Origin of the sequence: Acetoanaerobium pronyense, from assembly GCF_017874355.1 — a bacterium.
Taxonomy (GTDB): Bacteria; Bacillota; Clostridia; order Peptostreptococcales; family Filifactoraceae; genus Acetoanaerobium; species Acetoanaerobium pronyense.
Window position 1 is genome coordinate 16781 of sequence record NZ_JAGGLI010000036.1, and the last position, 11626, is coordinate 28406.

General features: G+C 36.5%; 16 protein-coding genes. All 16 read right to left on the reverse strand.

From position 1 onward, the window contains the following. Positions 1 to 7 precede the first annotated feature (7 nt). Positions 8 to 376 carry a phage tail domain-containing protein gene (locus J2Z35_RS12555; protein WP_209661749.1) on the reverse strand — a complete coding sequence of 123 codons (369 nt, stop codon included), beginning with the start codon at positions 374 to 376 and terminating at the stop codon, positions 8 to 10. Continuing rightward, entirely contained in the window at positions 373 to 2934 is a 2562-nt protein-coding gene (locus J2Z35_RS12560; protein WP_209661750.1) for a phage tail tape measure protein, read from the reverse strand. The genes J2Z35_RS12555 and J2Z35_RS12560 overlap by 4 nt, the downstream gene beginning before the upstream one ends. A 17-nt stretch (positions 2935 to 2951) precedes the next feature. Next, positions 2952 to 3074: a hypothetical protein gene (locus J2Z35_RS14835; RefSeq protein ID WP_281063646.1), complete on the reverse strand. Its 123-nt coding sequence runs from the start codon at positions 3072 to 3074 to the stop codon at positions 2952 to 2954. A 65-nt stretch (positions 3075 to 3139) separates the two neighbouring features. Beyond that, positions 3140 to 3463 (reverse strand): hypothetical protein, encoded by a 324-nt coding sequence (locus J2Z35_RS12565; RefSeq protein ID WP_209661751.1) that lies wholly within the window; start codon positions 3461 to 3463, stop codon positions 3140 to 3142. 83 nt (positions 3464 to 3546) lie between these two features. Continuing rightward, a complete protein-coding gene (locus J2Z35_RS12570) occupies positions 3547 to 4332 on the reverse strand; it encodes a hypothetical protein (protein ID WP_209661752.1) in 786 nt (261 codons plus the stop codon). Between the two features lie 307 nt (positions 4333 to 4639). Beyond that, on the reverse strand, positions 4640 to 5212 hold the full coding sequence (locus tag J2Z35_RS12575; RefSeq protein ID WP_209661753.1) for a major tail protein: 573 nt from the start codon (positions 5210 to 5212) through the stop codon (positions 4640 to 4642). Further along, positions 5205 to 5546 carry a hypothetical protein gene (locus J2Z35_RS12580; protein WP_209661754.1) on the reverse strand — a complete coding sequence of 114 codons (342 nt, stop codon included), beginning with the start codon at positions 5544 to 5546 and terminating at the stop codon, positions 5205 to 5207. Before J2Z35_RS12580 ends, J2Z35_RS12575 begins: the two co-directional genes overlap by 8 nt. Next, entirely contained in the window at positions 5536 to 5937 is a 402-nt protein-coding gene (locus J2Z35_RS12585; protein WP_209661755.1) for an HK97-gp10 family putative phage morphogenesis protein, read from the reverse strand. The genes J2Z35_RS12580 and J2Z35_RS12585 overlap by 11 nt, the downstream gene beginning before the upstream one ends. Then, positions 5930 to 6256, reverse strand: a complete 327-nt coding sequence (locus J2Z35_RS12590; protein ID WP_209661756.1) for a phage head closure protein — start codon at positions 6254 to 6256, stop codon at positions 5930 to 5932. The genes J2Z35_RS12585 and J2Z35_RS12590 overlap by 8 nt, the downstream gene beginning before the upstream one ends. Next, the gene (locus J2Z35_RS12595) at positions 6256 to 6543 is read right to left on the reverse strand and encodes a head-tail connector protein (RefSeq protein ID WP_209661757.1); all 288 of its coding nucleotides are present in this window, start codon (positions 6541 to 6543) and stop codon (positions 6256 to 6258) included. Before J2Z35_RS12595 ends, J2Z35_RS12590 begins: the two co-directional genes overlap by 1 nt. A gap of 5 nt (positions 6544 to 6548) precedes the next feature. Then, positions 6549 to 6773, reverse strand: a complete 225-nt coding sequence (locus J2Z35_RS12600; RefSeq protein WP_209661758.1) for a Head fiber protein — start codon at positions 6771 to 6773, stop codon at positions 6549 to 6551. Positions 6774 to 6780: 7 nt separating this feature from the next. Next, complete coding sequence (locus tag J2Z35_RS12605; protein WP_209661759.1) at positions 6781 to 7974, reverse strand: phage major capsid protein; 1194 nt, start codon at positions 7972 to 7974, stop codon at positions 6781 to 6783. 12 nt (positions 7975 to 7986) lie between these two features. Further along, on the reverse strand, positions 7987 to 8673 hold the full coding sequence (locus J2Z35_RS12610) for a head maturation protease, ClpP-related (RefSeq protein ID WP_209661760.1): 687 nt from the start codon (positions 8671 to 8673) through the stop codon (positions 7987 to 7989). Positions 8674 to 8675: 2 nt separating this feature from the next. Further along, a complete protein-coding gene (locus J2Z35_RS12615; protein ID WP_456298339.1) occupies positions 8676 to 9905 on the reverse strand; it encodes a phage portal protein in 1230 nt (409 codons plus the stop codon). Between the two features lie 131 nt (positions 9906 to 10036). Next, entirely contained in the window at positions 10037 to 10705 is a 669-nt protein-coding gene (locus J2Z35_RS12620) for a GIY-YIG nuclease family protein (protein ID WP_209661761.1), read from the reverse strand. A 64-nt stretch (positions 10706 to 10769) separates the two neighbouring features. After that, positions 10770 to 11549, reverse strand: a complete 780-nt coding sequence (locus tag J2Z35_RS12625; protein ID WP_281063647.1) for a terminase TerL endonuclease subunit — start codon at positions 11547 to 11549, stop codon at positions 10770 to 10772. Positions 11550 to 11626 lie beyond the last annotated feature (77 nt).

Here is an 11626-nt window from a genome sequence, read left to right on the forward strand (position 1 = left end):
AAAAATCTTAAGAATCACACTCAAATATCAGGTCAAATACATAATGGTTTCTATATCTTTGAGGAGAGATCTCTTCATAAACTTTAGCCTGCATAACAATAGTTGGAGCATAATCCATAACCAAGGTTCCTTTTTCGGAAATCCACTGAATAATACTCTGCATTTTGATTTCAAGTTCTTCAAAAGAACTACCTTTTACTACGCATTCAAGTTCTATTTTCTTGTCCTCATATCCATCCTCAAACTTTATAGTTCCATCCTTTCCAAGAATCCTGATCCTATCGATTCTCAAAGAAGGCTTAGCCGGATTTTCTATGGTTTTGCATATTATTCCAAATTCCAATGAATGCTGATTTCTAAAAGTAAATCCCATCATCTCCTAAATCCAATCCCCCTTCTGTATTTATTTTGCTCCTTGAATATTCTTTGGGCCAATTTATCTATATCTTGATCATCCCTTATTGATGCGTTAATAGAGATGTTGTTGTTCACACTGACTCCATATCCCGATTTTTTCATTGCCCTTCCAATTATTTCATCAATTTTATCTATTGGAAGAACAGCCTCAGGACCAGACTCCCCAATTCCTATGATCCTTGGGGCATTAAAAATTCCTCCCTTTGCATACCAGTCAACAGATAGCTTTGGTACACTTGGAGGATTAAGACTAAAAGAACCTTTCAAGCTGAAATGTGGAAGTTTTATCTTCGGTATTTTAATCTCTGGAAGTTTTAAGTTTTTAAAAAAGCTGTATATGGAATCAAGTGCCTTTTTCACAGTATCCCTTGCTGAGTTTATTGGTTTTTCAATGGCTGTTTTAATCTCATTCCATGCATTAGAAGTAAGGGATTTTAGAGCATTCCAAATGCCTGAAACAAAATCTTTAATGTAGTTAAGCTGAAGTGTAATTATATTCTTTATAAGTCCAAGGACGCTTTCGATAATGCTTTTGATTCCATTCCAAAGGTTACTCGTTAGACTCTTTATCCCTTCCCATACCCCTTGCCAATCACCATTTATGAGATTTGTGGAAATTTTTATAATATCTCTAATCAAATTCAGTGCTGTAGTTACAACATTTGAGATAACTGAAAACGCAGATGATATGATTGCTATTAAGTCATCTCCGTATTTTTGCCATATCTCTTTTGTGAAATTTACAAATCCAGAAATAAGGTCCTTTATAACTTCTATTACAGAGGTTATTAAAAGTTTAACTTCATTCCAGGTTTCATTAACCTTAACCCTAAAATCTTCGTTGCTCAAATACAAAGCTGTAAAAGCTGAAACAAGGGCCACAAAAGATGCAATTGCGATTCCAACAGGGCCAGTTATTGCTGTTAATACGCCCCCAAATGCAGCACTTGCTCCACCTGCAGCTCCAATTGCTGTTGATATTGAGCCAAGTGTTGAAAAAAGAGCGCCCCCAATTGATATGAATTTACCTATTACTAGCAACACCGGTCCTATAGCAGCTGCGATTAAAGCCATTTTGATTATCATATCTTGCTGAGCTGGGGAGAGATTTGCGAACCTTTCAATGATTTCTGTTATTTTTTCAAGGAATCTCTCTAATGCCGGCATCGCTCTATCCATAGCTTCTATAAGTCTTGCGCCAAGAGGTTCAAGTGATACAGCCATCTTGTTTTTAAGAACCGCAAATTTATCAGCTAAAGTTTCTGTATCTTTGGCTGCTTTTTCAATTGTCTCAGGACTCATTTTTACAGTTTCTATAAGTTCTTCTAAATCAAGCCTTCCTTCTCTTATGGCTGCAGCCATATCTGGACCAGCTTTTGCTCCGAATATCTCAAGTGCTAGAGCATTGGCTTCCCCTGCTGTTCCAGCTTCCTTTATTCTTGCAATCATCTCTGCTAAGGCTTTACTAGGCTCACTTATTCCTTCTCTAGCCATTTTCCCAAGGGCGATGCGAAGGGAGCCAACTACAAGTTCTGTATTAACTCCCTCTTTTTCAAACTTTCCAAGCATTACAGCAGCTGTTTCCCAGTCAAACCCCATCTGTCTAAGAGGCCCTCCAAACTGGGTCATTAACTGCTGAAGTCTTGATACTCCTATCCCTGTGTTTTGACTAACTTTAAAAGTATGATCAAGTGCGCGGGAATAGTCCTCAGCTGAAACTCCTGCATCTTGAAACATTCTGGTAGAAGAGGGGATCAGTGAGTTTAAATCTTCACCTGTGATTTTGGCAAGTCTTAACATTTGAACCGATAGATCTTTTAGAGAGTCTCCTGTAAGCCCTGTTCTAGTATTCAGGTCAGCCACTACCTTGCTGGCGTCACCTATATTTGTATTTACGGAGGTATAGACAGTTTTAAAATCATTGCTCAGTTCCTTCAAAGCTTCTCCTGTGGCACCAGTCCCAATACGTATTTCATTATTTGCTGACTCAAAATCTTGAGCAAGCTTTATTAGTCCTGTTCCAGCTGCAACAATTGGAGCTGTAACTGTCATTGAAAGGCTTTTCCCAGCACTTGAAAATCCTTCACCAACTGATTTCATCTTACTTCCAATACCCTCAAGACTTTCACCAAGGGTAGTGAATCTGCTGCTTTGAATCTCAATTTGCCTATTTATATCTGAAAGTTCATTTTCCATCTTGTTCATATCAGAAATGGCATAATTCAGCTTGATTCTCAAGTTTTCTGTAGCTCTGGAATCTTCTCCTTTTGCAGCCACACTTTCCTCATAGCTCTTTTTAAGTGCCGCAACTTTAGCTCTTTGAAGCTCCATCTGCTTATTTAAACTATCCGCCTTAAGCTTTAGTCCTTCAGTGGATTTTCCAAAATCACCAAGCTTTGAGCTTGCAGCCGCAAACTCGCTCTTAACAACCTTTAGACTACGCTGAATCTTTTGGACACCTTCTTGAAACCCTCTATCATCAAGGCCTACCCTTGCCACAACAGAAGTCCCACTCATAAATCCCCACCTCCCTCCTAAAACACTATGTTGTCAATTGTATCCATATCGTTATCATAAATTCCATTTACTTTCTTATATACATTAAACAGTGCTTGCAGCTTCTTAGGTGTGGATTTCCAAAACTCATCCTCTGTCATTTTCAGTAAATTTGTTGATAAATAAAAAAGCCACTCCCAGTCCCAACTTGAACTAGAGCAGCTTTCTATTTTCCCATATCCTCTGAAACCTCCGGCATTGCGCTGTTTAATGCTTCATTAATAGCAATTCCAAGTCTTTCAAGGTCTTGAATCTCAAGTTTTTCTCCCACGCTCTTAAGGGTGGCTTTCTCTTCATCCACTTTCACTGCCGCGTAGATAAGGGCTCTAATTGCCTTTATCTTCATGGCCTGAAGATCGTCAAATGCCTTATTAAGATCCCCATAGATTTCTTCTAGCTCACAGAAGGTGTTCATATTGAACTTAAGCTCATACTCCTTGTCACCAAGGGTGAATTTTATTCCTTTGTTTTTCAACTCTGATGCCTTCATTTTTTCCTCCAGTATAATTTTAGCAATAAAAAAACAGGGATTTTATTAGCCCTGTTTACAATTTTAATTATAATGAATTTCTGTTATTTATTTACCATGTAAATTATTTGTTTACTCAAAAGTTCATTAATAAGGGTTATATAGTTATATGATTTTCCTTCAAACATTACCTTAATTGTCCAACCATTAATTTCATTATATTTTTCAAGATGCTCTATAAGTTTTTTAGCGTCATCGCTTAAACCAAATTTATCTAAATCTATTATACTGTCATTTAGTTTGTATAGACTATAACTTAAAAAAAGTTCATTATCATAATTCGCCTGAATTTTTTCTCTGGCATAGTCCAATGAGTAATATCCATCATTACGATAATAAAAACAATATTTAAAAACATTTCCTGTATGTGATTTTCTTTGAGGCTGTATTTCTTGGGATATAATCATGTAAGCATTATTGATACTGCTTGCTTCTTTCTTTAATTCAGGAATAAAACACTCAGTTTCTAATAACGTTGGAAGTTTACTTCCTCTAAATAACATCACCAAAGATTTTTTTAATTCTACTTCAACATAATGGTGAGCACCAAGTTCTGTAGCTATAAATTTTGTAATGGATTTTTTATCTTTATCAACATTTTTGAAAGCTAGGTATACTTTATTACCAGGTTTTACAATTTCATATTTTCTTTCTTCTTGAAAAATTCTAACAAATTCTTTATCTTTAACTGAAATCTCCGGTAGAATTAGTTCGCCAGTAATTCCTTCTTTTATATCTGGAAGACCACCTCCATAATAATTTTGTACAACTCCATTTGTTATTCGAATTGGAATTCGTATACTTTTAAAATGAAGTTCATTATGGTACATAAAATCACCTCAGTTTCAAAATCAAATCAATCGATAAGATACCTGGAAATTCTTTTATATACCATATATTTCCATTCTATTTATTTTGAAACTAAATAAATTATTTTTTATATATTTATCAAAATACCATTTTCTTTCTTTAATTTCACCATTTTCATATGTGTATTTACCCCTGCCATCAAACATCCAAATTAAAACTTCATCTCTTATTTATCGCCTTAATGAAAAATAAAGATTCTAGTTCCACTTTCTAGGTCGTTTTTAAAATCACCTTCATATTTAAATATCAAATGCATGTTAAAAATATTTATGGTGTTTCAACTGGCTCATCTGGAACTGAAGTAAACCAGCTTGATATTATAGTAGGATCGATATCTAATGCATCTTCATCGGCTATAAATCTAAAGTTCCCGTCAAAGTCTCTTGCGAAGAAGGTTCCATTTAGTTTAGCAGTCTTTGGCTGAGGCTTTTCTCCCTCTGTGTCGTATTCGTCCGAAGAAAGCTCGAATTTTCCCTTTAAGAGCCAGACATATCGATATTTCCCATTACTCTTTTTTGACCTGAATCCTATGGCAATGGTGGGTGGTATATCATCCTTGCTTTCTATAAGGACTCCCTTTACTATCTTTGCCCCTTGAAGCTTCGCTCTACTATCTAAAGAAAGTTGATTTGTCTCAATCTCAACTTCGATGCCTTCAAAGGAACTGATAACATCCTCCACTGTATCATCTGAGTATATGTTTTCTGATGTGACCCTTGGAGATACTCTGGCGCTTATCGCTCTTTCTAGTTTTACTGGGGTTTGATAAGTTGCCTCTATAGAATCGTCTTTTGTCATTACAGCTATATGAATATCCTTAAGACCAATCTGTCTAGACATTTACATCCTCCTGTTCTTCTAAATAAAAGAATCTCAGTCCTTTATGATAAAGCTCTGTGTCTGTTTCATAAAAATCTGCTTCATCAACTCTTTTAAAACCAGCCTCAAGAAGCCTTATTTTGATGTTCTTAACAAGTATTCCATAATCTCCTTTTGACCAAACATCAACCTGAATATAGTGACCTGTCATAGCTTCTTCGTCATCATCGAATTGTTCTCCAGTTGATAGGTATTCATGAAAGGTGATATATGGAATTTCTTTTCCAGAGTATTTTTGAAATCCAACTGGAACTGAGAGTGGTTTTAACGTTTCCAATACCAAATTATTTATCAAATTCTTTAAGCCCCCTTTCTAGCTCCTCCTTAATTAGTTCATTGATTTTTTTCTGATTTTCTTTTACAGATTTTGATGCCCAGTGCTGGGCAGGTATTTTTGACGTTCCCCATTCTGTGAATTTAGAATAAAAGAACTCAGATACATCCCCCTTATCTGGTCCAATCTTCACAAAATCTATGCCATCACTTCTCTCAATATCTGAAACTTCAATATGATCAGCCATGTGTCTTTTATTTTCTTTTGACCTTGGAGCCTTTTTCTCCATGGTTTCTTTCACAATTTGTCCCGCTTTATTTAGGGCATCTTTCTTAATCTCATCGCCTTTAGACCCCAACTTATTTACTTTATCAATGAGTTCTTGCATTCCTTCAAGCTCAATCTTAGCCACTTATGCTCACCTCTATTGCCTTTATCTCCATATATTTGTTTTCATATTTTATATTATCGATAAAGATGATGTCATAAAGTTTCCCTTGAAATTCTATCTTCATAGTCTCATCCAAGGTTTTTACAGATCTTATTGTGAATTTCACAGTTTTCTCCTTTTGAATGGCGGCAGCTTCAAAGAATTCCTTGCCATGCAAATTTGATACCTTTGCCCAGAGGGTAGCATGAATATCATACTTTTTTATCTCAAATCCATTGATGTCTTGTTCAACTATCTGTTTTTTTATGGTGATAAGGTGCCTAAATTCTCCAATATTCATTACCAAATCTCCTTTCTATATGAAGAAAGAAGAAATTTTAAAACAGTCTTAAGTTCATTCATATCAATTTCATTTCTTTCTTCGTAAAACTTGGACACAGTAAAGAAAATAGCGTGTTTTATTGACTCTGGAATATCCCCTTCAAAATCATTCAGCGAAAAACGAAGGATGTATTCAACAATTTCCTGTGATGCAGTTATTAGGCTTTCAATGAGCGCATCTTCATCAGCATGCTCAACTCTAAGCCATAGTTTTGTATCTTCAAGTGTGACTACCAATGCGCTCATCTCCTTTACTCACTATCCATTAATCCGGCTGCTTTGAGTTTTGTAATCAAGTCGTTTAGATCAGCAACTAATCCTGCTACAGTTGATGCGGTGCTAGAAGCTTGAAATTCAGCAGGCTTTAATTCCTTTTCATTAAAAAAGAACTTGCCACCATCTGTGATTACAAGTTCTCCTGAAATTACGGTCTTCTCTGCTCCTTGTTCTCTATAGTTTTTCGTATTATAGTTCATAATTCACCTATGCTTTCTGCTGAAGCACTTTAATGGCTTCTGGTAGAATCAATTTCCCATCAACTCGCTGAGTTGCCTTAAATCCAACTTGACCTGTTGCTGCAAATAGCTCGTTTAATCTTTGGAATGACCTCCCTTGACGATCCGCCACCCAGTAATACCCAAAATCTCCAAAAGCTACCGTCTTGTTCCCTGCGGCAATAGAAGGAACATAAACAGATGTGTTCACTGGATGGTTTAATATTGTATCTGGCTCCCCAAGGGATACCGAAGGCTGCCATAGATACTGTCCATTTCCATCTTTAAGCTTTCTTATTGCCTTAACAGTTGAATTGTTCATTATAAATGAAGCCTTTTTCCTGTAAGGTGATTTAAGCCCATATACAAGATCAAGCAATTCATCTAAAGTTATAGCGCCTGCAGCTGAACTAGTAACTCCAATATCAGCTCCCCCTACAGAATTAAAAATACCAGTAGGTTTTCCTAGTCCGTCCCCAACAAGAAATGCTTCTTCTTCCTTAGCACCAATTCTCCTAGCAAATTCCTTAGCTATATATTTTTCAAGATTAAACACACTATCGTTGAGAAGTTCCTCAGAGACCTTAATCATTGTCGCCAACTTGTAAGCCCCTATGGAAACTTGGCCAAAAGTGTCATCTGATTCTGGAATAGGTCCTTCTTCTTCAACCCAAGAAGCTGTACCCTTTGAAGATACTACTGGTATTTTTCTGTCGCCATATGATGTAGTTATAACGCTTGCAAGACGTCTAAATATATTTTCTTCTTCAAGAGCTTCAACCAATGTTCTCTCGAACTCATCTGGCACCAAATATCCACCTTCTGAATCCGTCCCAATCTGCAGAGCATTTTGAATCTCAAAGCTCTGTTTATTTCTCATTGATTTCCAGAAAGCCTCTTTATACTCATCACTTGCTCTTCCCATTTTGCTCTTTCCTTGTTCATTTGGCCTTGTCGTAATAGGAGAAGTTGTGGCTTTTGAAAGCTCTAAATCCATAGCCTTTTGTCTTTCCAACCTTTCCACTTCGTTCCCCAGATTTACTACATCCTCTTCCATCTTTTCATAGGTAGCTGCATCCTCAGGGGAAATAAGTCCGTCTTCACCTCTTTTTGAGTCGAGAAATTTCTTGGCTTCTTCCCACACCTTTGCTCTTTTTTCACGAAGTTCTAAAATTCTATTCATTTGAGTTCCTCCTTATTTTAAGAGATCCAGCCTCTTTTCGAATTGTGTAATATCTAAAGCCTTTACCTTTTCTGCCTTAGGAAGTTTTTCAATTAGCGAGTTAATTACTGCGATGTTGCTAAAAGATACGCCTTCGCTATTTGGAACATCTTCCCTTAATTCTGAAAATAAAATCCCATCAGCAAAACCTAGTTCAACAGCCTTCTTTGCATTAAACCAGGTTTCTGAATCCATAAAATGTGATAGCTTCGTTCTTGAAAGTCCTGTCTTTATTTCATAGGCATTGATAATGCTTTCTTTAACTTCACTTAGCATTGATATGGCTTTTTCCATTTCCCCTGTATCACCAAAGGCTATGGTCATTGGATTATGAATCATCATAAGACCTGTAGGGGAAATGTATACATCTGTTCCTGCCATTGCAATTACAGAAGCTGCACTAGCTGCAATACCATCGATCTTTACTGTGACTTTCCCTTTATAGTCCATCAGCATATTATAGATTTGGCTTGCTGCAAAAACATCTCCACCTGGACTATTAATCCAAATAGTGACATCCCCTTCTTCTCTTAATAGTTCTGCCTTAAACTGCTTAGGAGTTACTTCATCTCCAAACCAAGTCTCATCTGCAATAGCTCCGTCTAAATAAAGGGTTCTGCCATCATCCGAGCTGACCCAGTTCCAAAATTTTCTCTTCAAAGTTATTCCTCCTCTCCACCATTTTTCTTAGCAAATGCACCAGCATCTTCAAGCTTGGTCATATTTCCATTAATCAGATATAGATCACCTCCTAGCTCCTCAGGAATACGATTGAGATTTTCTAACTCTCTTATGTCATTGGCTGAAAGCCATCCGTTTTGACGGCCGACAGAATAACCCTCCATTCTGCTTTTGTAATCTCCCCTAAGAAGCCCATCAACATTGAATTTTATGAAATACTCTTCTTTCTCTGATAGGGTTAATAGCGACTTTTGAAGTGCCATTTCCCAACGTACCACCCAAGGGTCAAGAGTGTATTTCACAAATTCTAACGATTGCTGCTCTATATTAGAAAAGCTCGACTTCTCAAGGTCCCCAATCATATGTGGTGGTATCCTGAAAATTCGAGCTATCTCGTTAATTTGAAACTTTCTTGTGGCAATGAACTGTGCCTGTTCTGGTGGAATGCCAATAGGAGTAAATTTCATACCTTCTTCAAGTACTGCTACTCTATGAGCATTAGAGCTTCCTTGATAAACTGCATTCCAGCTATCTCTGACACGTTTTGGATCTTTGACCACACCTGGATGTTCAAGGACTCCGCCAGGATTGGCACCATTTGAGAAAAATTTAGCCCCATATTCTTCAGTGGCTATGGCCATGCCTATTGCATTTTTTGCCATAGCTATTGGAGACTGACCTTTTACTCCGTCAAAACCAAGCCCTAGAATATGAAGCACTTCTTCTTTTCTTAAAACAACTTTGCCTTTGTCACTTTGGTATTCATAGAAAATTTCTCCTGTAGCGGTTCTATCTACTTCCATTTTGTCTGGTAAAAGAGGATACAGTGCCACCAATTTTCCTCTACCATCTCTAATGATTTGGCTATACGCATTTCCCCATAATAAAAGATGACTCATAAGGGTTTCTCTAAACACAAATGAAGTCATCTCTGGATTTGGTTCGTCATGGAGCAATCTATATACTTGAGAATCCTTTGCTTTTTCTTTTCCATTTTCTGTATGCCTGTAGACATGAAGCGGCAGACTTGCTAATGTTTCAGCTAATATTCTAACACAGGCATACACAGCAGTTGTTTGCAAAGCAGTTCTTTCGTTTACAGTTTTTCCACTGGTAGTTGAACCAAAGAAAAAGGTATAGGCACTTTGCCACATACTGTTTGTAGGGTCTGCTCTAGACCTGAATAGTTTTGATAATTCGGGTATTTTCAAATGTCATTCACTCCTTCTACACAATAAAAATAGTAATAAAAAACCACTCTAGTAAGAGTGGTTATACAACAAAGTTTATATATATTTTTACTTTCTTAATATTCAGACCATGTAAAAGATACGCTCTATATTTAGTACCTCTTCTTATTTTGTTTATTCCAAATAGGGTTATATTCTCCTATAAAGGCATTTTCTAAAAGCTTTGTTGTTTTAATAGCTTCCTCTGTTTCACCTACAATTAATATATCTGTTACAATCTCATCTAGATGATCATTAATAGTTTTTCCAGATTCATGTTTTCTAGCACTGTCACTTTCTCTTCTATAGTCACTCAATCTTTTTCGAAATCCACCATTGTTTAATTCAATTGCTCTTCCTACGTAAACAATATTTCCATTAACTCTATGTCTATATAATCCTACACATTTATTGTATGGTGTTAAATTAGCACTCTTCAAATAACCTATTCCTTGCCACTTTGCTTTCCATTCATTAATAGATTTTCCATCATACAATACTTCACCATTTTTAACGCTAGCGCCCACTGAGTTAACTTTTTGATTGTAGGATTCAAGTTCTTTCTTTTTTTCTTGTAATTTCATTTTTTGTTCTAGACTTAGTTTATGACTATTAGCCTCTACTTTTTTTATTTTTTCTTCATAATCTCTTATCTGTTTCCCTTGCTTTTCAAGAGCATTTCTTTGCATTTTTGCCCCTTCTACTGCCATTTTGCCTAACACTTCAGGTGCCTTATCTACAACAACAGCTGCCACTTTACCTAACTTATCCCAAATACCCATTTCACACCCCCTATTAAATATTCTAAAAATTATAACATATATTTATTATAATCAAAACTAATAATTAAAATATTAAAATTCCTCGCTCATCATAAACCGACTTCCCACCATGATTCCCTTCATTCCGAAGGGCTCTATCAAGGGCCATAATCATAGCAACAGCACCATCAATCTTTTCAGATGACTTTGCTTTATCTGGCTTAATATTACCAGCAGGGTCAGTTCTTACATGAATATTGTCCATCATCCAACTAAGGACTGGGTGTCCTCCGTGGGCTATTCGTTTTTCCAGTGTCAGTTTCATCAGTTCTTTGGTTGGCGGGGACATGTCTTTAAATCCCTGTCCAAATGGTACTACTGTAAATCCAGCACCCTCTAAGTTTTGCACCATCTGCACGGCTCCCCAGCGGTCAAATGCGATTTCCTGTATATTAAACCGAATTCCTAAGTCCTCGATGAATTTTTCAATAAAGCCATAGTGGATGACATTGCCTTCTGTGGTTTCTATATATCCATCTTTTCTCCAAATATCGTAGGGAACATGATCCCTTCTTACTCTTAAATCCAATGTATCTTCTGGTAGCCAAAGATAAGGGAGCACGTAATATTTATCATCTTCTTCAGTTGGTGGAAACACTAATACAAAAGCTGTAATATCTGTAGAACTTGATAAATCTAGCCCACCATAACAAATTCTCCCTTTTAGCTTCTCAGGGTCAACTGGGGAACAACACTTCCCCCAAGTCTCCATAGGCATCCATTTAATATTTTGCTTAAGCCACATATTTAGACGTAATTGTTTGAAGAGAGCTTCTTCTGCTGGGTCTTTGTTACCGGCAAGCATTTTTGTATAAATTTCGGCAAATAATTTTCCCTATTTTTTGGAATATAATTTTCCCTAAAATAGGGATTTTCTATTTT

Bases quoted from the DNA above. Each gene is read 5' to 3' on its own strand.
- J2Z35_RS12555 (WP_209661749.1), bottom strand. From the start codon at position 376: ATGATGGGATTTACTTTTAGAAATCAGCATTCATTGGAATTTGGAATA.
- J2Z35_RS12560 (WP_209661750.1), bottom strand. From the start codon at position 2,934: ATGAGTGGGACTTCTGTTGTGGCAAGGGTAGGCCTTGATGATAGAGGG.
- J2Z35_RS14835 (WP_281063646.1), bottom strand. From the start codon at position 3,074: ATGACAGAGGATGAGTTTTGGAAATCCACACCTAAGAAGCTGCAAGCA.
- J2Z35_RS12565 (WP_209661751.1), bottom strand. From the start codon at position 3,463: ATGAAGGCATCAGAGTTGAAAAACAAAGGAATAAAATTCACCCTTGGT.
- J2Z35_RS12570 (WP_209661752.1), bottom strand. From the start codon at position 4,332: ATGTACCATAATGAACTTCATTTTAAAAGTATACGAATTCCAATTCGA.
- J2Z35_RS12575 (WP_209661753.1), bottom strand. From the start codon at position 5,212: ATGTCTAGACAGATTGGTCTTAAGGATATTCATATAGCTGTAATGACA.
- J2Z35_RS12590 (WP_209661756.1), bottom strand. From the start codon at position 6,256: ATGAATATTGGAGAATTTAGGCACCTTATCACCATAAAAAAACAGATA.
- J2Z35_RS12595 (WP_209661757.1), bottom strand. From the start codon at position 6,543: ATGAGCGCATTGGTAGTCACACTTGAAGATACAAAACTATGGCTTAGA.
- J2Z35_RS12600 (WP_209661758.1), bottom strand. From the start codon at position 6,773: ATGAACTATAATACGAAAAACTATAGAGAACAAGGAGCAGAGAAGACC.
- J2Z35_RS12605 (WP_209661759.1), bottom strand. From the start codon at position 7,974: ATGAATAGAATTTTAGAACTTCGTGAAAAAAGAGCAAAGGTGTGGGAA.
- J2Z35_RS12620 (WP_209661761.1), bottom strand. From the start codon at position 10,705: ATGGGTATTTGGGATAAGTTAGGTAAAGTGGCAGCTGTTGTTGTAGAT.
- J2Z35_RS12625 (WP_281063647.1), bottom strand. From the start codon at position 11,549: ATGCTTGCCGGTAACAAAGACCCAGCAGAAGAAGCTCTCTTCAAACAA.